The organism is Streptomyces sp. NPDC002888, assembly GCF_042888465.1.
Lineage (GTDB): Bacteria > Actinomycetota > Actinomycetes > Streptomycetales > Streptomycetaceae > Streptomyces.
Genome location: NZ_JBIAPU010000004.1, coordinates 105,880 through 124,323, shown reverse-complemented (window position 1 = coordinate 124,323; position 18,444 = coordinate 105,880). Strand labels below are relative to the sequence as shown.

General features: G+C 69.9%; 15 protein-coding genes and 2 tRNA genes. 6 read left to right on the top strand and 11 right to left on the bottom strand.

Translation table 11 applies throughout. The features are described from left to right. Positions 1 to 40 precede the first annotated feature (40 nt). The 4 genes from ACFYWX_RS08290 to ACFYWX_RS08275 form a co-directional block, all read right to left on the bottom strand. Positions 41 to 721: an ATP-dependent Clp protease proteolytic subunit gene (locus ACFYWX_RS08290; protein ID WP_389423170.1), complete on the bottom strand. Its 681-nt coding sequence runs from the start codon at positions 719 to 721 to the stop codon at positions 41 to 43. Between the two features lie 50 nt (positions 722 to 771). Next, on the bottom strand, positions 772 to 1,380 hold the full coding sequence (locus ACFYWX_RS08285) for an ATP-dependent Clp protease proteolytic subunit (protein WP_389143684.1): 609 nt from the start codon (positions 1,378 to 1,380) through the stop codon (positions 772 to 774). Positions 1,381 to 1,729: 349 nt separating this feature from the next. After that, positions 1,730 to 3,124, bottom strand: coding sequence for a trigger factor (gene tig / locus ACFYWX_RS08280; protein WP_389423169.1), 1,395 nt, complete (start codon positions 3,122 to 3,124; stop codon positions 1,730 to 1,732). A 216-nt stretch (positions 3,125 to 3,340) separates the two neighbouring features. Next, positions 3,341 to 3,417: transfer RNA gene (locus ACFYWX_RS08275), tRNA-Pro, on the bottom strand. 164 nt (positions 3,418 to 3,581) lie between these two features. Here ACFYWX_RS08275 and ACFYWX_RS08270 point away from each other — a divergent pair. Then, positions 3,582 to 3,652: transfer RNA gene (locus ACFYWX_RS08270), tRNA-Gly, on the top strand. A gap of 31 nt (positions 3,653 to 3,683) precedes the next feature. Here the strand turns inward: ACFYWX_RS08270 and ACFYWX_RS08265 are convergent. Next, positions 3,684 to 3,878 (bottom strand): hypothetical protein, encoded by a 195-nt coding sequence (locus tag ACFYWX_RS08265; protein WP_351140186.1) that lies wholly within the window; start codon positions 3,876 to 3,878, stop codon positions 3,684 to 3,686. A 601-nt stretch (positions 3,879 to 4,479) separates the two neighbouring features. Between ACFYWX_RS08265 and ACFYWX_RS08260 the strand changes: the two genes are divergently transcribed. Then, positions 4,480 to 5,697: an acyltransferase family protein gene (locus ACFYWX_RS08260; protein WP_389423168.1), complete on the top strand. Its 1,218-nt coding sequence runs from the start codon at positions 4,480 to 4,482 to the stop codon at positions 5,695 to 5,697. On the opposite strand, the gene ACFYWX_RS08255 is transcribed toward ACFYWX_RS08260, so the two are convergent. Next, entirely contained in the window at positions 5,694 to 6,221 is a 528-nt protein-coding gene (locus tag ACFYWX_RS08255; RefSeq protein WP_389423167.1) for an HD domain-containing protein, read from the bottom strand. The two genes, ACFYWX_RS08260 and ACFYWX_RS08255, sit on opposite strands and share 4 nt — an antisense overlap. Positions 6,222 to 6,227: 6 nt before the next feature. Further along, on the bottom strand, positions 6,228 to 7,409 hold the full coding sequence (locus tag ACFYWX_RS08250; protein ID WP_389423166.1) for a PP2C family protein-serine/threonine phosphatase: 1,182 nt from the start codon (positions 7,407 to 7,409) through the stop codon (positions 6,228 to 6,230). A gap of 163 nt (positions 7,410 to 7,572) precedes the next feature. On the opposite strand from ACFYWX_RS08250, the gene ACFYWX_RS08245 reads away from it, so the two are divergent. Beyond that, the gene (locus ACFYWX_RS08245; RefSeq protein ID WP_389423165.1) at positions 7,573 to 8,820 is read left to right on the top strand and encodes a GNAT family N-acetyltransferase; all 1,248 of its coding nucleotides are present in this window, start codon (positions 7,573 to 7,575) and stop codon (positions 8,818 to 8,820) included. A gap of 54 nt (positions 8,821 to 8,874) precedes the next feature. On the opposite strand, the gene ACFYWX_RS08240 is transcribed toward ACFYWX_RS08245, so the two are convergent. Continuing rightward, on the bottom strand, positions 8,875 to 9,678 hold the full coding sequence (locus tag ACFYWX_RS08240; RefSeq protein WP_389423164.1) for an Fpg/Nei family DNA glycosylase: 804 nt from the start codon (positions 9,676 to 9,678) through the stop codon (positions 8,875 to 8,877). Between the two features lie 67 nt (positions 9,679 to 9,745). Beyond that, positions 9,746 to 10,231: a ribose-5-phosphate isomerase gene (locus ACFYWX_RS08235; protein ID WP_389423163.1), complete on the bottom strand. Its 486-nt coding sequence runs from the start codon at positions 10,229 to 10,231 to the stop codon at positions 9,746 to 9,748. A 207-nt stretch (positions 10,232 to 10,438) separates the two neighbouring features. Between ACFYWX_RS08235 and ACFYWX_RS08230 the strand changes: the two genes are divergently transcribed. Further along, a complete protein-coding gene (locus tag ACFYWX_RS08230) occupies positions 10,439 to 11,935 on the top strand; it encodes an amino acid permease (RefSeq protein WP_389423162.1) in 1,497 nt (498 codons plus the stop codon). Positions 11,936 to 12,038: 103 nt separating this feature from the next. On the opposite strand, the gene ACFYWX_RS08225 is transcribed toward ACFYWX_RS08230, so the two are convergent. Next, positions 12,039 to 15,152: a protein kinase gene (locus ACFYWX_RS08225; protein WP_389423408.1), complete on the bottom strand. Its 3,114-nt coding sequence runs from the start codon at positions 15,150 to 15,152 to the stop codon at positions 12,039 to 12,041. 252 nt (positions 15,153 to 15,404) lie between these two features. On the opposite strand from ACFYWX_RS08225, the gene ACFYWX_RS08220 reads away from it, so the two are divergent. Further along, positions 15,405 to 16,130: a hypothetical protein gene (locus ACFYWX_RS08220; protein WP_389423407.1), complete on the top strand. Its 726-nt coding sequence runs from the start codon at positions 15,405 to 15,407 to the stop codon at positions 16,128 to 16,130. 71 nt (positions 16,131 to 16,201) lie between these two features. Beyond that, positions 16,202 to 17,530, top strand: coding sequence for an FAD-binding oxidoreductase (locus ACFYWX_RS08215; RefSeq protein WP_389423161.1), 1,329 nt, complete (start codon positions 16,202 to 16,204; stop codon positions 17,528 to 17,530). Here the strand turns inward: ACFYWX_RS08215 and ACFYWX_RS08210 are convergent. Continuing rightward, positions 17,517 to 18,098, bottom strand: a complete 582-nt coding sequence (locus ACFYWX_RS08210) for a biotin transporter BioY (RefSeq protein WP_389423160.1) — start codon at positions 18,096 to 18,098, stop codon at positions 17,517 to 17,519. The two genes, ACFYWX_RS08215 and ACFYWX_RS08210, sit on opposite strands and share 14 nt — an antisense overlap. Positions 18,099 to 18,444: the final 346 nt, after the last annotated feature.

The window sequence follows — 18,444 nt, the reverse complement described above, 5'->3', positions numbered from 1 at the left end:
CGACCCGTACCAAGGGCGGCAGACGCTGGGTGCGTCCGCGTCAGCGGACGTCGGCGTTGTTCATCTTCCGGGTGGAGATGATCTGGTCGATCAGGCCGTACGACAGGGCGTCCTCGGCCGTGAGGATCTTGTCGCGCTCGATGTCCTCGCGGATCTTCTCGATCGGCGTGGTGGAGTGCTTGGCCAGCATCTCCTCCAGCTGCGCGCGCATCCGCAGGATCTCGTTCGCGGCGATCTCCAGGTCGGAGACCTGGCCCCGGCCCGTCTCACTGTAGGGCTGGTGGATCAGCACGCGCGCGTTGGGCAGCGCCATCCGCTTGCCCGGCGTACCGGCGGCGAGCAGGATGGCGGCGGCGGAGGCCGCCTGGCCCATGCAGACCGTCTGGATGTCGGGCTTGACGAACTGCATCGTGTCGTAGATCGCCGTGAGCGCCGTGAAGGAGCCACCGGGGCTGTTGATGTAGACCGAGATGTCCCGGTCGGGGTCCATCGACTCCAGGCACAGCAGCTGCGCCATGACGTCGTTGGCGGAGGCGTCGTCGATCTGCACGCCGAGGAAGATCACGCGCTCCTCGAAGAGCTTCGCGTACGGGTCGTACTCGCGGATGCCCTGCGAGGTGCGCTCGACGAAGCGCGGGATGACGTAACGGGACTCGGCCGCGGGACCGGTGTATTCGGCGCGCGTACGGTCGTACAGGCCGCTGCCGGGGAAGTCGTTCACTGTCTGTCTCCTAGGGGCTGAGGCGGTCGGCTGAGGGCTGTCCTGAGGCCTCAGGCCCCGGTGCCGCCACCGCCCGGGATACCGGCAGCCGTGGTGATGACGTCGTCGATGAGGCCGTACTCCTTGGCCTCATCGGGGTCGAACCAGCGGTCGCGGTCCGAGTCGCGGGTGACCTGCTCGACGGTCTGGCCGGTGTGCTGGGCCGTGAGCTCGGCCATGCGCTTCTTGGTGTGCAGCAGCCGCTCCGCGTGGATCTTGATGTCGGAGGCCGAACCGGCCAGACCGGCGGAGGGCTGGTGAATCAAAATCTCGGCGTTCGGCAGCGCGAAGCGCTTTCCGGGGGTGCCCGCGCTGAGCAGGAACTGCCCCATGGAAGCGGCGAGGCCCATCGCGATGGTCATCACGTCGTTCTTGATGAACTGCATCGTGTCGTAGATCGCCATGCCGGCCGTGATCGAACCGCCCGGGCTGTTGATGTAGAGGTTGATGTCCTTGTCGGGATCGGCCGCGGCAAGGAGCAGCAGCTGCGCGGTGATCTTGTTTGCGATGTCATCGTCGACCGGCTGGCCGAGGAAGATGATCCGCTCGTTGAGCAGCCGGTTGTAGACCTGGTCGCCGAGGCCACCACCGATGGAAGGCTCGCCGGCGGCTGAGGGCATCAGATTCGTCACGTATCCACCTGCTCGTCTTACGACGGCGCCGGGCCGTCTCACGTTTCCCTGCGGGGCTGGAGCCGTTCGGGGACTCCACTGCCCTCGTATTCATGGACCCTAACGCGCGCGTCCCTCCGGGGAATCCCGGAGAGGTGGGTGTTCGCCGGGGGCGTAGCGAGGGGGTGCCTCTGAGTCGCGGGCGACCGCGGGTCCGATGCGGCTCGTCGCGCCTCGCGGCGGCGCCGCATACCGATACAGCCCCACGCCCCTTGGCCGGCTGCCCCGGGCGTACGCCGAGGGCCCCGGAGCTGATGCGCCCCGGGGCCCTCGTTCCACGTCAGAGGTGACGCGGGGATCAGGCCTCGGCCTTCTCCTCGCCCTCGCCCTCGGAGTCGCCCTGCGCCTCGGCAGCGGCTTCCTCCGTGGAGGTCTCCTCTTCCTCGTCGTCCAGGTCGATGACCTCGCCGTTGGTGTCCTTCACCGTGGCGGACTCGACGACCAGGGCCAGAGCCTTGCCGCGGGCGACCTCGCCGACGAGGAGGGGCACCTGGCCGCCCTCGACGACCGCCTGGGCGAACTGGTCGGGGGACATGCCGGAGGAGGCGGCGCGGCGCATGAGGTGCTCGGTGAGCTCCTCCTGGTTGACGTTGAGCTTCTCCCGCTTGACCAGGTCGTCGAGGACGAACTGGGTCTTGATGCCCTTGACCGCGGCCTCACGGGTCTCGGCCTCGAACTCCTCGGCGGTCTTGCCCTGGATCTCCAGGTACTTCGCCAGGTCGAGACCCATCTGGCCGAGCTGGTGGTGCTCGAGGTTGTGCTTGCGGGTGTTGACCTCGTCCTCGAGCAGCTTCTCGGGGACCGGGACCTCGACCAGCTCGAGCAGCTTCTCCAGGACGCGCTCCTGGGCCTGCGTGGCCTGGTCGTACTGCTTCGTGTTCTCCAGGCGCTTGCGGCTGTCGGCCTTCAGCTCCTCGAGGGTGTCGAACTCGGACGCGAGCTGCGCGAACTCGTCGTCCAGCTCGGGAAGCTCACGCGCGGCGACCTGGGTGACCTTGACGGTGACCTCGGCCTCCTTGCCCGCCGCGGAGCCGCCCTTGAGCTCGGAGGTGAAGGTGGCCTCGCCACCGGCCTCCAGGCCCTTCACGGCGTCGTCGATGCCTTCGAGCAGCTCGCCGGAGCCGATGGTGTAGGAGACACCCTCGGCCACGCCGTCCTCGAGGATCTCGCCGTCGACCTTGGCCTGCAGGTCGACGGTGACGACGTCGCCGTCCTCGGCGGCGCGCTCGACCGGGGAGGTCGAGGCGAAGCGCTCGCGGAGCTGCTCGACCGCCTTCTCGAGGTCCTCGTCGGTGACCTCGACGGCGTCGACCTCGACCTCGATGCCGGAGTAGTCCGGGATCTCGAGGGACGGGCGGATGTCGACCTCGGCGGTGAAGTTCAGCGTCTCGCCGTCCTTCAGCTCGGTGATGTCGACCTCGGGCTGGCCCAGGACGTCGATCTCGGCCTCGTTGACGGCCTCCGTGTAGAACTTCGGCAGCGCGTCGTTGACGGCCTCCTCCAGCACGGCACCGCGGCCGAACCGCTGGTCGATGACCCGGGCGGGGATCTTGCCCTTGCGGAAGCCCTTCACCGTGACCTGCTGGTTGATCTTCTTGTACGCCGCGTCGAGGCTGTCCTTGAGCTCCTCGAAGGGCACCTCGACAGTGAGCCGAACCCGAGTCGGGTTCAGGGTCTCCACGGCGCTCTTCACGGTTCGGTCTCCTTGTGGCTGACTTCTTGGTTTCTGCCGGGGCCAGACTGGTCCGGCGGATTTCGCCGCCCGGAGGACTTCCAGTGGAGTACTTCCAGCGGACGAGACACACGGGCGCGCAGCTTGCATAGTAACCGCAGCCACTGAACGCCCCAAAGGCGATCAAGCGAGGTGATCGCGCGGGTGGCCGGTGATGGCCGGTCGATGGCCGGTCGATGGTCGGGGTGGCGGGATTTGAACCCACGGCCTTCCGCTCCCAAAGCGGACGCGCTACCAAGCTGCGCCACACCCCGTCTGGTGCGACACGTAGGGTACATGCCCGCAGGCAGGGAGACCGCCGCATTTCGCGAGCTCCCCGGCGCACTCCGGCGCGGGCGGGATTGTGGTGTGCGACGAGCGGGGCCGACCCGCTACGATGCCTTCAGTGCCGCGGTCACCCGACAGCGGCGCGCTCTGTGCGGGCGTAGCTCAATGGTAGAGCCCTAGTCTTCCAAACTAGCTACGCGGGTTCGATTCCCGTCGCCCGCTCTCGTACGACTCGGGGCCGACCGCCGGCAGTTCAGAAGCTGATCGAGTTGATCGTTTCCGCTATCGAGTCCAGGAAGCGGTTGATCGACGGGGCCATGCCCGTCGAGGCGAGGAAGAAGCCGAAGAGGATGGCGACGATGGCGGGGCCCGCCTTGATCGACCCGCCTCTGATCAGCACCACCAGGATGATCGCCAACAGCAGCACCACTGACAGTGAAATGGCCACAACTGATCACACCCTAGGTCGGTCCGCTCTCCCGGCCCGGGGATGCTCCAGCCAGTGCACCCCCGCCAGAACCATCGTGCCACCAACCCGGCTCGCATATGCAGCGCGTGACGCATCGTTGGTCACACCTGTGCCGGATCCGGCCGCGCCGGCCGGTGACGGGGGACCCTGCGGGGGCTCTGCGGGGACCCAACTGCGGTGTGCCGCACATTAATTCGAGGGTGCACCCGCACAGGGAATTAACAGGGATCGTTTCCATGTCCACACAACGCGTTCGCAGGTAATTCGAATTTCAGACATGGCCACATCGGAGACACTTCGCCCGCTGGCCTTATGCACCAATTAGTCGGGATGAATCGCGACATCAAGGGCGCCTGCGGAGGCCCCGATCGGCGGCAGGCAGTGTGCGGACCATCACGTCGACAAGGCGATCGAGTTTGTTAATCCGGGGTACCCGAGACGGATAACCATGAATTGCGCAGGGCGTTTTACGGAAAGCCTCGGACAACGCTAGGGTGCCTCAGATGTTCCACGCCGCCTCGTCCCCCACACCCGCAACGAGGTCTCGGATCTTCTCCCCGAAGACGGGGTGGGAGGATCTGTGACGAACTCGCTACAGCCACACGGCCACAACAGAGCGCCACTCCCCCCGCACCACACTTCGACAACGGGAGTGCCGAGTCCGCGCTCGCCCGAGAACCATCAGAAGAACCCGCAGAATTCGCAGATGCCGCAGGCGCGGCAGAAGCAGCACAAACAGCGCGACTCGTTCTTCGACAACGCCAAGTACCTGGCGATCGTGCTGGTGGCCATCGGCCACGCCTGGGAGCCCCTGAAGGGTGACAGCCGGGTCCTGCAGGCCACGTACATGTTCGTGTACGCCTTCCACATGCCGGCGTTCATCGTCATCTCCGGCTTCTTCTCACGGAGTTTCGACGCCAGCCCGAGCCGGCTGAAGCGGCTGGTCACCGGCGTCGCGGTGCCGTACATCGTCTTCGAGACGGCCTACCCGCTCTTCAAGCGCGCCGTCGACGACGCTCCGGACCAGGACATCAGCCTCCTCGACCCGTGGTATCTGACCTGGTTCCTGTGCGCGCTGTTCGTGTGGCGGCTGACCACGCCCCTGTGGAAGACGGTCCGTTGGCCGCTGCCGCTCGCGCTCGGCATCGCCATGCTGGCGTCGGTCACACCGAACATCGGTGACGACCTCGACCTCCAGCGTGTCCTGCAGTTCCTTCCGTTCTTCGTGATGGGCCTGACCATGAAGGCCGAGCACTTCCGGCTGGTGCGCCGCCGTTCCGTGCGGATCGCGGCCGTGCCGGTGTTCGCGTGCGCGCTGGCCTTCGCCTGGTGGGCGGTGCCGCGGATGAACGCGGCGTGGTTCTACCACCGTGACTCCGCACAGGAGTTGAACTCGCCCTGGTGGGTCGGCCCGGTCATGGTCCTCGCCATGTTCGGCTGCTCGATGGTCCTGACCGCGTGCTTCTTCGCCTGGGTGCCGGGGCGCCGGATGTGGTTCACGGCTCTGGGCGCGGGCACGCTGTACGGCTACCTGCTGCACGGGTTCCTGGTGAAGGGCGGCGACTACACGGGCTGGTTCGACCAGGACTGGCTGCATCGGCCGCTCGGTGAGGTGTTCGTCACGGTGTTGGCGGGTGTGGTCGTCACGCTGCTCTGCACGAAGCCGGTGCAGCGGGTGTTCCGGTTCGCGATGGAACCGAAGATGGAGTGGGCCTTCAAGCGGGACGCCGCGGAGTTGGCGCGCGAGCGTGAGAAGGCCGGGGCTGGTGCCGAGCGTCGCGAGAAGGTGAACGCCTAGGCGTTCGGCGGGGTTTCCCTCGTGGTGAGGCCGAGGAGTGCGCGCATCCGTGCGTACTTCTCGGTCAGGCGTTTACGGGTCGGTTCGTCCAGGATCGCCAGGCGGACGGGGTTCGCGTTGTGTGCGAGGTCCGCTTCCTTGACCAGGAGGGCGCCTGGGGTGGTGAGGATGCGGTGTGCGTACGCCTCGGGGGGTTCGCCGGTGCGTTTGGTCAGGGCGAGGACGATGTCCTTGGTACGGCGGCTCAGGGGGGTCTCCGCCAGCCGGCGCTCGGAGAGTGCGTCGTCCTCGACGGAGTCGTGCAGCCAGGCTGCGGCGATCTGCTCGTCGTCTCCGCCGCGGATACGGACGCCTTCGGCCACGGCGCGGAGGTGTTCGGCGTAGGGGCGGCCCGCTTTGTCGGTCTGGCCCTGGTGTGCGGCGCGGGCCAGGGCTTCGACTTCGGGCAGCGTCAGGTTGGTTCGGGGCGAGTCCGTCACGCGGCCAGTGTCTCTCGGTGCTTCTGCCCGCGGACCGACCGGCATGCCGGGTCAGCGCAGGGTCGTCTGGGCTGTGGGGCCCTCTCTGCAGATCAGGAGGAGGGCTCTGTCGTCGTTGACGTCCTTGGCCACTGCCTCGATGAGGTGCCAGGCGGCGCCGTGGAAGCCGCCTGCGACGTAGCGGTCGGCTTCGCCGGTGAGGCGGTCGATGCCCTCGACGATGTCGCGGTCGGAGGTTTCCACGAGGCCGTCGGTGAAGAGCATCAGCACGTCACCGGGGCGCAGGGAGCCCTTCACGGGGTCGAACTGGGCGCCGTCGTACACACCGAGGAGCGGGCCCTCGGCGGCCTTCTCCTCCCAGCGGCCGCTGCCCGCGCTGAGCTGGAGGCCCGGGGGGTGGCCCGCGGAGTAGAGCTCGTAGTCGCCCGAGTCCAGGTCCAGAACCAGGTGGATGGAGGTCGCGAAGCCCTCGTCCCAGTCCTGGCGGAGGAGGTAGCCGTTCGCGGCCGGGAGGAAGGCGTGGGGCGGGAGCGAGCCCAGCAGGCCGCCGAACGCGCCCGACAGGAGCAGTGCGCGTGAACCCGCGTCCATGCCCTTGCCCGACACGTCCGTGAGGACGACCTCCAGGGTGCGCCCGCCGTTCGTACGGGCCGCGACGACGAAGTCACCGGAGAAGGACTGACCGCCCGCCGGCCGCAGCGCCATCTCGCGGTGCCAGCTCTGCGGCAGCGTCGGCAGCTTGCTCTGCACCCGGATGCGTTCGCGCAGGTCGAAGAGCATGGTGCCGCCGCGCCGCCAGGGCACGCCGACCCGGCTGCGGAACTGCGCGATCAACAGGCCGAAGAAGCCGCAGGCCGCCACGACCAGCACCACACCCGGGGTCACCCGTGACGGGCCCTCCGTGTACGGGCCCAGCTGCACCGACTCCACGATCAGCGCCGTCGCCGCCGCCGCGTACAGGCCGAGCAGGCTGGCCGGGCGCAGCAGCAGGCCGCCGGCGACGATCGGGAGGACCAGGGCGGCCGGTGAGCACCACACCGAGTTGGCGAGCGTGGTGGCCGCGATGAGCGGGATGGTGATCAGCAGACCGGCGAGCGCGATCCAGTCCGAACCGTCGCCGCGGAAGTAGTCGACGGCGCTTCTGCGCAAGCCGGTTCGGGCCCGGTGCATCTGGTGCTTCAACCGGGCCGTGAACGTCTCGGCCTCCGCGCGCCGCTCTCGTCCTGCTGCCATTAGTTCGGGACCCTATCCATCGGACCAGCTGCTTGGCACGGGAGGTCCCACTTGTCCCCCGTCCGAGGTTGGACTTCACAGTGAACTTCAAGGAAAGCCGTCGCGCGTGGCCCCCGGGGAAATTGCCTCGCTCGTCCCGACAAAGTGCTGGTAGGCATGGTGCATGGGGACTGACACGACCGACGCCGCCGGCCTGCGGGTCCTGCGGGCGGACGAATGGGACCAGTGGTACGACAGCCTGCTCCGGGCCTTCGGCGGAGTCGCGGAGTCGTCCGAGGAGCGCGAGCTGTGGCACGCGCTCACCGAGTGCGACCGCTCGCTCGGGGCGTGGGACGGTGACGTGTGCGTGGGATCGGCGGGGGCGTTCAGCTTCCGGCTGACCGTGCCGGGCGGTGCCTCGGTGCCCGCGGCGGGCGTGACGATGGTCGGCGTGGCCGCGACGCACCGCAGGCGCGGTGTGCTGACGTCGATGATGCGCCGCCAGCTGGAGGACGTACGCGCGTGGGGTTGGCCCCTCGCGGTGCTCACGGCGTCCGAGCCGGCCATCTACGGACGGTTCGGTTACGGCGTCGCCACCCACCACGTGAACACCGAGGTCGACACCAGTCGCGTACGGCTGTCGGTGCCGCCCGGCACGGACGACGTACGGCTGCGGTACGCGGCGCCCGCCGATGTGCTCGACGCGTGCGAGGCGGTGTACGCGCGGAAGGTGCCGGAGCGTCCGGGGATGGTGGAGCGGCTGCCCGGCTGGGAGCGGCTCGGGCTGCTCGACCCGGAGAGCGACCGGGGCGGGGCGTCGCCGCTGCAGTGCGTGGTCGCGGAGCGGGACGGCGAGGTCGTCGGCTACGTCCGCTTCCGGGTGAAGCCGCAGTGGGACACCGACGGGCCCAACGGGACGGTCTCGGTGCAGTCCGCGGAGGCCCTCGACCCGGCGGCGCACGCGGCACTGTGGCGGTTCCTGTTCGACATCGACCTGACGTCGACGCTCGTCGCGCGCGGGCGGCCGATGGACGAGCCGTGGCTCCAGATGGTGTCCGACATCCGGCGGTGCGGGCTGCGGGTGCGGGACTCGCTGCATGTACGGCTGGTGGACCTGGGCGCCGCGCTGGAGGCACGGACGTACCAGGCGCCGGTGGACGTCGTGTTGGAGGTGGAGGACGCCTTCTGCCCGTGGAACGCGGGCCGGTGGCGGCTGAGCGGCGACACCAAGGGTGCCTCGTGCTCCCGTACGACCGAGAGGGCCGATCTCGTCCTGTCCGTACGGGAGTTGGGGGCGGCGTACCTGGGCGGTGTGAGCCTGGGTTCGCTGGCGGCGGCCGGGCGGGTGCGCGAGGTGCGGCGGGGGGCGCTGGCGGAGGCGGCGGTGGCGTTCGGGTCGTGGGTGGCGCCGTGGCTGCCGCACGGGTTCTGACGGGCCCGGTGCTGCCGGTCTGAGAGGCGCGGTGCTGCGGGCCCCGGGCGCGGGTCAGTTCTCCTGGCAGGCCGGGCACCAGAAGAGGTTGCGGGCGGCGAGGTCGGCGGTGCGGATCTCGCCGCCACAGATGTGGCAGGGCAGGTTGGCCCTGCGGTAGACGTAGACCTCGCCGCCGTGGTCGTCGACGCGCGGCGGGCGGCCCATCGCCTCCGGGGTGTGTTCCGGGCGAACGGTGTCGATGCGGTTGTTGCGCACGCCCTCGCGCATGAGCGCGACGAGGTCGGCCCACAGGGCGTCCCACTCGGCCGGGGTGATGTCCTTGCCTGCCCGGTAGGGGTCGATGCGGTGCCGGAAGAGGACCTCGGCGCGGTAGACGTTGCCGACGCCGGCGACGACCTTCTGGTCCATCAGCAGGGCGGCGATCGTCGTACGGCTGCGGGAGATCCTGCGGTACGCGGCACGCGGGTCGGAGTCCGGGCGGAGGGGGTCGGGGCCGAGGCGGTCGTGTATCGCCTGCTTCTCGCCGGTCGTGATCAGGGCGCAGGTGGTGGGGCCGCGCAGGTCGACGTACGCGGTGTCGTCGGCGAGGCGGAGGCGGACGGTGTCCGTGGGCGGGGGCGCCGGGGCGTCGCCGAAGGTGACCTTGCCGAAGAGGCCGAGGTGGATGTGGATCCAGGACTCGGCGAAGCCCAGGAAGAGGTGTTTGCCGTGGGCGTCGGCGGTGTGCAGGCGACTGCCGTCGAGGAGGGCGGCGGAGTCGGAGAACTTGCCCTGTGGGCTGCTCACTCCGACCACGCCTGTGAAGCGGGTCGCGTAGTCCTGCGCGAGTCGGTGGATCGTGTGCCCCTCTGGCACGTGGCGTTGTCCTTTCCCACCCACCCGCCCGTCTCGTTCCGTCGACGGGCGGGCCTCGACATGACGGCTACGGCTGCGGGTGGTGCGCCGGGATCGGCGGGAGGTCGCCCTTCGTCTCGTACTCCGCCAGCATGTCGATGCGGCGGATGTGACGCTCGTCACCGGAGAACGGGGTGTTGAGGAAGGTCTCGACGAACTTCGTCGCCTCGTCCTGCGTGTGCATGCGCGCGCCGACGGCGACGACGTTGGCGTTGTTGTGCTGCCGGCCGAGGGAGGCGGTCTCCTCGCTCCAGGCGAGGGCCGCCCGGACGCCCTTCACCTTGTTCGCGGCGATCTGCTCGCCGTTGCCGGAGCCGCCGATCACGATGCCGAGGGCGTCGGGGTCCGCGGCCGTCCGCTCCGCGGCGCGGAGGCAGAAGGGCGGGTAGTCGTCCTGGGCGTCGTAGATGTGGGGCCCGCAGTCGACGGGCTCATGGCCCGCTTCTTTGAGCCACTCCACGAGGTGGTTCTTGAGTTCGAAGCCGGCATGGTCGGAACCGAGATACACGCGCATGGTCCGAGTGTGACATGCGTGTCACGGGGCAGCAGCCCAGGGTTGTGTATCTCGAAATTGTGGGCCACGACAAGAAACCTCAGGAAAACCTCAAATAACGATCCGGAATCAAAGGTTCAAGAATTCGTTGACCTCCGTTTCACTGGACCGACTCGTACACCGCTCGTACGGGGAGACAGATCACCCGGCGCAAAGGAAATCCGCCCCATGACTTCGCAGCCGACCCTGACGAAGGCCGGAAACGGCCCTGAAGGACCCGGAGGATCCGGCGACCCCGGATCCGGACTCCAGGCAGGGCTCAAGAACCGACATCTGTCGATGATCGCCATCGGTGGCGTCATCGGCGCCGGCCTCTTCGTCGGCTCCAGCTCCGGCATCGCGACGGCGGGCCCCGGCATCCTCCTGTCGTACGCCCTGGTCGGCACCCTCGTGGTGCTGGTCATGCGCATGCTGGGCGAGATGTCGGCCGCGAACCCGACGTCCGGTTCCTTCTCGGCGCACGCCGACCGCGCACTCGGGCGCTGGGCCGGCTTCTCCATCGGCTGGCTGTACTGGTTCTTCTGGGTCGTCGTGCTCGCGGTCGAGGCGACCGCCGGCGCCAAGATCCTCGAGGGGTGGATCCCCGCCGTACCGCAGTGGGGCTGGGCGCTCATCGTGATGGTGGTCCTGACCGCCACGAACCTGGTCTCCGTCGGTTCCTACGGCGAGTTCGAGTTCTGGTTCGCCGGGATCAAGGTCGTGGCGATCGGCGCGTTCATCGTGATCGGTGGGCTCGCGGTGTTCGGCGTGCTGCCCGGTGTCGACAGCGACAAGGCAGGGCTGGGCAACCTCACCGACCACGGCGGCTTCCTGCCCCACGGGCCCGGCGCCATCCTCACCGGTGTCCTGCTCGTGGTCTTCTCCTTCATGGGCAGCGAGATCGCGACCCTGGCGGCCGGTGAGTCCGAGGACCCGCAGCGGGCCGTGACCAAGTCGACCAACAGCATCATCTGGCGTATCGGCGTCTTCTACCTCGGGTCGATCTTCATCGTCGTCACCCTGCTGCCGTGGGACGACAAGTCGATCGCCGACCAGGGCTCGTACGTCGCCGCGCTGGACTCCCTGGGGATCGCGCACGCCGGTCAGATCATGAACTTCATCGTGCTGACGTCGGTGCTGTCCTGTCTGAACTCCGGCCTCTACACGGCCTCGCGCATGGCCTTCTCGCTCGGTGCGCGGGGTGACGCGCCGAAGGCGTTCGCGCGGACCACGTCCCGCGGTGTGCCGCTGGCGGCGATCGTGTCGTCGGTCGTGTTCGGGTTCGTGGCCGTGTTCTTCAACTACAAGTTCCCGGACTCGGTCTTCCTGTTCCTGGTGAACTCCAGTGGAGCGGTCGCCTTGTTCGTCTGGCTGGTGATCTGCTTCTCGCAGCTGCGGATGCGGAAGATCATTCAGGCCGAGGCGCCGGAGAAGCTGGTCGTGAAGATGTGGCTGTACCCGTACCTGACCTGGGCGACGGCCGCGCTGATCGTCTTCGTCCTCGGCTACATGCTCACGGACACGGAGCACGACGGGCGGGAGACCGTGCTGTTGTCGCTGCTCGTCGCGGGGATCGTGCTCGCCATCGCCTTCGCCAAGGAGAAGCTCACGAAGGGCGAGGCCGTCGCGGGCGGCCCGGAACAGACGGGGGCCGCGGCGGCTGCCCCGGTCGAGGCGCGCGACTAGAAGGAACGGTTCGGCGGGGCCCTGCGGTGTGCGACACCGTGGGGCCCTTCGTCGTTGGGGGCTTCAGAGGGTTGTCGGGGGTTTCAGAGGGTGGTTGGGGGTTTCAGATGAGGGTGAAGCTGTCCTTGACCCGGTCGTAGGTCCTGAGGGCCTCGGGTTCGACGGTCGGCTGGTACCAGGTGTTGATCTGGTACGACTTCCCGTTCGCGTTGAAGCCGAGCAGTCGGGCGTGCCAGGGGGTGCCCTGGAGGGTGAACGTGTACTCCCAGACGACCGCCGGGTGGCCTTGGAACGTCGTTTCCTCCAGGCGGATCTTGCGGTACGCCTGGCCCTGGTGGGCGTTCTCCTCCGAGGTCTTCCAGGTCTCCATCAGGTCGCCGCGGGCGAGGGAGGACTTGGCGACGAGCTCCTGTTTGCCGTCGGGTGAGGTGTAGTGCACCTCCGCTCCCGTCTTCACGTCCCGTCGCCACCCCTTCGGCGTGACCCACGCGTACCCACCGGCCTCCGGATGCGCACCCGGCGGCAGGATCGGGGGCCTGGAGGTGCCTTCGACGGTGGACGAGGGGGTGGTGGTGCTCGGGGTGGAGCTCAGGGGGCTGTCGGGGCCTGAGGAGACGACGGACGGTGCGGTGCTCTGCGTAGGGCCCGCCCTGGTCCCGTCCGGCGTCCCCGACGCCGACGCGAGCACCACGGCGACGACCGCACCGGCGGTGAGGACGCCGGCGGCGGCGAACAGGGCGGTACGGCGGCGGTTGCGGGCGGGGGTGGGGGTGAGGGCGGTGGGGCCGACGGGCACGGCGGGGCCGGGAAGCTCCTCGACTGGCACGGCGGGACCGGGAAGCTCCCCGACGGGCACCCCCGCCGTCGCCGCGGCGCCGTGGGGACGAGGAGTCGGCCGTGGCGTTGAAGTGCGGCGGATCTCAAGAGTGGGGCGCGGACCGGGAGTCGGCCGCTCCTCGGTCACCGCCTGAGCCCGCGAGAGCGACACACCGGGCGAGCGGCGGGGCGGCGGTGGCGGTTGGGCGGAGGCGGTCGGCGCATCTGCCCGGACAGCGCTGCGGGGGTCGGGGGCGCCCGGTGAGTCACCGGCCCGGGGCTCCGAACGGGGCTCGGACACGCCTCCGGCAGAGCTATCGGCGAGGGGCTCCGAACGAACCTCCGACGCTCCCCCGGCAGAGCTACCAGAGAGGGGCTCCGAGCGAACCTCGGGCAAGACTGCGGCAGAGCTGCCGACCGGGGCATCCGAACGGGGCGCGGGCGCGGGCGCGGCGAAGGTGCCGGGAAGGGTTTCCGAGCGGGCCTCGGGCGCGGCTTTGGCGAAGCCATCGGCCGGGGTGCCCGAACGGGGCTCGGGCACGACTGTGGCACCACCGGCCGAAGCATCCGGACAGGCCTCGGGCACGGCTGTGGCGCCACCGGCTGCAGCATCCGAACAGGCCTCGGGCGCGGCTGTGGTGAAGCCACCGGCCGGGGGCTCCGAGGCGAACTCCGACCGGGCCTCGGAAGCAGCTTCGGTGGAGGCGCTTGCGACTGCTTCGGTCGAGACACTGGCGGCGAGGCCGTTGGAGGAGCCGGAGGCGGGCTCCGGGTCGGCCGCCTGGGCGACAGCCGCTGTGTGCTCCCCGACTGCGGAGTAGTGGGTGGGCGCCGCCCGTTCGGCGGCCTGGGCGCCACGCTCCTGGACGGCCGCTTGGCCCACGGCCTCCCCGACCGTGCCTTGGCCCACGGGCTCTTGGTGGATGGCGCGGGCCGCGGGATTCCAGTCGACGATCTGGCCAGCGCGCTCTCCGTCGGCATCGTGGGCCACGGACCCGGCATCGGCAGCGCGGGCCGAGGGACTCCAGTCGCCGACCTGGCCAGCGCGCTCTCCGCCAACGCCCTGGTCCGTCGGCCTCTCGCCGGCAGCGCGGGCCACGGGCTCCCGGCCGGCAGCGCGGCCCGTGGGCGTCTTCGCTTCGTCGGGCGTGGAACGTGGCGGTGGGACCGCGTCCTGTAGCGGCTCGGGCGACTGAGCGGGCTCGGACGCGTCCGCCGCTCCTGGCTCCCCGGCCGAGCTTGGCTGCACTGCCGCCGCCGCTTCCGGCACCGCGTCCTGCGGGGGCTCAGGCTCTGCTACCGACTCGGCCGGCTCCGCAGCAACCGTGCCCGACTCCCCAGCCACCGCCCCCGGCTCCGCAGCCGCAACGCCCAGCTCCCCAGCCACCGCCCCCGGCTCCCCACCAGCCCCTCCCACCCCCGCAGCCGCAACGCCCAGCTCCCCAACCGCCGCTCCTGACCCGGCAGCAGCCACGCCCGACTCTCCCGGCCCCCCGGTCACCGGCCCCGGCCCCGGCCCCGGCCCCTCGACAGCTGCCGCCCCCGGCCCCCCAGCCTCGCCCTCGTTCCCCCGGACGCCGCCCGAACCCGCACCCCCACCCCCTCCCGTGACCTCGGCCCCGTCCACCACCAACGTGGGAGTGGGCGTGGGAAACGCCACGGAGCGCAGGGCTGACTCCAGGTCGGCCAAGGCTGGTCGGGACGAGGGTGTCTTCTTCAGGAGGGTGGTGAGGAGGGGGCGTAAAGGGCCTGCCGTTTCCGGCAGTTCGGGCTCTTCGTAGAGGACCGCGTGGAGTGTGGCCAGGGTGGTGTCGCGGGAGAACGGGGAGTGGCCGGCCAGGGCCGCGCAGAGGGTCGCGCCGAGGGACCAGAGGTCGGACGGGGGGCCCTGGGGGCGGCCGGAGACGCGTTCGGGGGCCATGTAGTCGGGGGAGCCGACGAGCATGCCGACCATGGTGAGCGCCGTCGTGTCCTCGATCGCGGCGATGCCGAAGTCGGTGAGGACGACCCGCCGGCGGCCGGCGCTCTCGACGAGGACGTTGCCCGGTTTGATGTCCCGGTGCAGTACGCCTCCGGCGTGCACCTCGCGCAGCGCCGCGACCAGTTCCAGACCGATCCGCGCCGTCTCCGGCGGGCCCAGCGGGCCCTCCTCGGCCATGATGCGCTCCAGGGAGCGTCCGTGGACCAGCTCCATGACGATCCACAGGCGTTCGCCCTCGTCCACGACGTCGTAGACCCGTACGACGTTGGGGTGGTCGATGCGCGCCGTGGCCCGCGCCTCGCGCAGGGCGCGTTCGCGGCGGGTGCGGGTGTCCTCCGCGTCCAGGCCGTCGATACGCATTTCCTTGACGGCGACCAGACGATCGAGTATTTCGTCGACCGCTCGCCACACCCGCCCCATTCCCCCCTGGCCGATGCTTTCGACCAGCCGGTAGCGGCCGGTCACCAGTAGCCCCGGAACCCCGCCGCCCCTCGTATTCCCCGTTTCTCCCGGCAATGCGCTGCACCCCCTCTACGACACTTTGAACAGACCTCATCGGCACACAATGGTCACACTTCTCGGCGTATCAGCATAGTGCCGGGAAATCTTGTGGTAGCTCTTCAAGTACTGCGAATTCAGGCGCAGTCAGGGGGAAGCAAGGGGGAAGTGAACATGAGTTCTCGTCGCACCACGGCCATCGCGGGTTCGCTGGTCGCAGCATCCTTTTCGGCGGTGCTGATCCTTTCCGGCACCGCCGGGGCCGACGACCCGGAGCCCGGAAGCAGCCAGGGGGGAAAGCCCGTTGACGCGGCTCCCGGGGGCGTGAAGCTGACCACGCTGCTGCCCAGGAAGATCTCGGTCGACAACAAGTCCCAGGAGACGGCGATTACCGCCACGGTGAAGAATGAAGGGACCAAGGACAGCGGCAAGATCAGGCTTTTGGTCGTTGGTTTCGACGGCCTGACGGTCAAAAACGTTCAGGGATGCTCGCCGATCGAAGAAAAGAATCTCCCCGAGGGCTCGAACAGCGCTTTCGTCTGCTCCATCGACAATCTGGCGGCCGGTCGGTCGAAGGCGTACACCGTCGACGCCACCTTCGATCTGGGCAAGACCGGAAAGATCTGTCTGCCCGTGCAGACGGCCGACGGGAAGAAGACGTTCTGGCAGCAGGGTCCGGTGCCGTTCGGTACGACGAACCCGTCGCCCAACGCCCCGGCCACCCCGCTGCTCCTCGGCACCGACAACAAGCCCGTGGCCCCCGGTGGTGACGAACTCGCCGAGACCGGTGCCAGGCAGGACGTCCTGCCGCTCGGCGCGGCCGGCGCCGCCCTCGTCGCGGCCGGGGCCGCCGGACTGTGGTGGTCCCAGCGGCGGCGGCCGCACGGACAGGAGGGCTGAGCCGGCAGATCAAGGACACCCGCCGCATAACCTGACCGTTCCTGTCAGGTTATGCGGCCACCATGGCCCGTATGAACTCCCTGACCGACACCGCAGACCTGCTCGTCCTCCGCCCCGGGGAGCCCGGGTACGACGAGGAACTCGCCGGGTTCCAGACCGGGTTCACCCAGCGGCCCGCCCTCGTGGTCGCCGCCGCCTCCCCCGCCGACGTGGCCGCCGCCGTGCGGTACGCGGCCGAGCGGAACCTTCCGGTCGGCGTCCACGCCACCGGGCACGGCCTGCCCGGCGCATCGGAGGGCGGCGTCCTCGTCAGCACGCGGCGCATGGACCGGGTGACCGTCGATCCCGACGCCCGCACCGTCCGCGTCCAGGCGGGCGTGCGCTGGGGTCAGGTCGTGGCGGCCGCCGAGCCGTACGGGCTGGCGCCGCTCAACGGCTCGGCCCCGTCGGTCGGCGCCGTGTCGTACACCCTGGGCGGCGGACTCGGCATCCTCGCCCGCGAGTTCGGCTACGCCGCCGACCATGTGCGCTCGCTCGACGTCGTCACCGCGGACGGCACACCACGCCACGTCAGCCGCGCGTCCGACCCCGACCTCTACTGGGCCCTCCTCGGCGGCGGCCACACCCTGGGCATCGTCACGGAGCTGGAGATCGGCCTCGTACCCGTGCGGCGGCTCTACGGCGGCTCACTCGCGTTCGACGGACGGCAGGTCGATCCGGCGGCCGTACTGCGGGCGTACGAGGCGTGGACGCGGACCCTGCCCGACGAGCTGACCTCGTCCTTCGCCGCCGTACCGTACCCGGACATCCCGGCGCTGCCGCCGCACCTGCGCGGGCGTCACGTCGTCTCCGTGCGGGTCGCGTACACCGGTGCCGACGGCGAGCGGCTGGTCGCGCCCCTGCGGGAGATCGGGCCGGTGCTCTCCGACTCCCTGCGCGAGATGCCGTACGCAGACAGCCACACCATCCACAGCGACCCCGACTTCCCGCACGCCTACTACGGGGACAGCGCGGTGCTGCGCGAGTTGAACGTCGACAGGGCCGCCGAGCTGCTCGCGAGGACCGGGCCGGACGCCGACGCCATGTGTGTCGTCCAGGTCAATCACCTGGGCGGGGCGCTGGCGCGGAGCGCGCCGAACGCGGTGCCGTACCGCGACGGGCGGTTCCTGGTGCGGGTGCTGGCCGTCGGGGACCGGGACACGGCCCGGGCGATCCTCGATCCGGCCTTCGCACCGCTCGCGCCGGACACGCTCGGGCGGGCGCTCAACTTCGCCTTCGGGGCCGGTGACCGGGGTGAGGGGCTGTACGACGCGGAGACGGCGAAGAGGCTCGCCGCAGTGAAGTCGCAGTACGACCCGGCGAACCTCTTCCGCAGGAACTACAAGATCACCGCTCTATGAGCTTCCAGGCGGTGGGCAGCAGGCCCATCGCCAGGGCGGCCTTCAGGGCGTCGCCGATCAGGAACGGGGTGAGTCCGGCCGCGATGGCCGCGGAGGCGGAGATGTCGGCGGCGTAGGCCAGGTACGGGACACCGACGGCGTAGATGATCGCCTCGCCCACGAGCATCGCGCCCGCCGTGCGCCACACGTTGCGGTCGGCGCCGCGGCGGGCCAGGGCGCCCACGACCGTGGACGCGAGGATCATGCCCAGGACGTAGCCGAAGGAGACGCCGCTCGCGCCGGAGGTGCCGCTCGCGAACCACGGCACGCCCGCCACACCCGCCAGCGCGTACAGGGCGAGCGCCAGGAAACCACGGCCGGCGCCGAGCGTCGTGCCCACGAGCAGCGCGGCGAAGGTCTGGCCGGTCACCGGCACCGGGGAGCCGGGCACGGGGACCGAGATCTGGGCCGCGAGGCCAGTGAGCGCGGCGCCGCCGACGACCAGGGCGACATCCCGGACCCGGGAGGCCGGGAGCAGGTCGGCGAGGACCTGTCCGGGGCGAATCGACGGGGCGGCGGCGGTGCTCATGGGGACTCCGCGAGGGTGAGGGCAGTTGGGGACACGATGACGCTATCCCGGCGCCCTCGAGCCGATCACCGTCAGCGCTCGACAAAGGGTGGAACGGCCGGTTGGTTGGCTCCATACAAAGAGTGCCGGTTACACGCGGTACGGCGTGATGCCGGTCACTGAGGTGGCGACGCCCACGTCACAAGGGAGTTGGCGGCCCGGACTGTGGGGTTTCGCCAATCACGCCTCGGCCCCCGTCTCGCCCGTCGGACGCCGTCTGGGCAGCGGCGGGCCCCTTTCGCTACCTTCGTGTGCATGGTTGCCCAGGCCCGGAATTTCTCGTCGCGTCGACACGTCGACCTGCGAC

Bases quoted from the DNA above. Each gene is read 5' to 3' on its own strand.
- ACFYWX_RS08285 (WP_389143684.1), bottom strand. From the start codon at position 1,380: ATGCCCTCAGCCGCCGGCGAGCCTTCCATCGGTGGTGGCCTCGGCGAC.
- ACFYWX_RS08255 (WP_389423167.1), bottom strand. From the start codon at position 6,221: ATGCCGGTCGGTCCGCGGGCAGAAGCACCGAGAGACACTGGCCGCGTG.
- ACFYWX_RS08250 (WP_389423166.1), bottom strand. From the start codon at position 7,409: ATGGCAGCAGGACGAGAGCGGCGCGCGGAGGCCGAGACGTTCACGGCC.
- ACFYWX_RS08245 (WP_389423165.1), top strand. From the start codon at position 7,573: ATGGGGACTGACACGACCGACGCCGCCGGCCTGCGGGTCCTGCGGGCG.
- ACFYWX_RS08235 (WP_389423163.1), bottom strand. From the start codon at position 10,231: ATGCGCGTGTATCTCGGTTCCGACCATGCCGGCTTCGAACTCAAGAAC.
- ACFYWX_RS08230 (WP_389423162.1), top strand. From the start codon at position 10,439: ATGACTTCGCAGCCGACCCTGACGAAGGCCGGAAACGGCCCTGAAGGA.
- ACFYWX_RS08225 (WP_389423408.1), bottom strand. From the start codon at position 15,152: ATGGGGCGGGTGTGGCGAGCGGTCGACGAAATACTCGATCGTCTGGTC.
- ACFYWX_RS08220 (WP_389423407.1), top strand. From the start codon at position 15,405: ATGAGTTCTCGTCGCACCACGGCCATCGCGGGTTCGCTGGTCGCAGCA.
- ACFYWX_RS08215 (WP_389423161.1), top strand. From the start codon at position 16,202: ATGAACTCCCTGACCGACACCGCAGACCTGCTCGTCCTCCGCCCCGGG.
- ACFYWX_RS08210 (WP_389423160.1), bottom strand. From the start codon at position 18,098: ATGAGCACCGCCGCCGCCCCGTCGATTCGCCCCGGACAGGTCCTCGCC.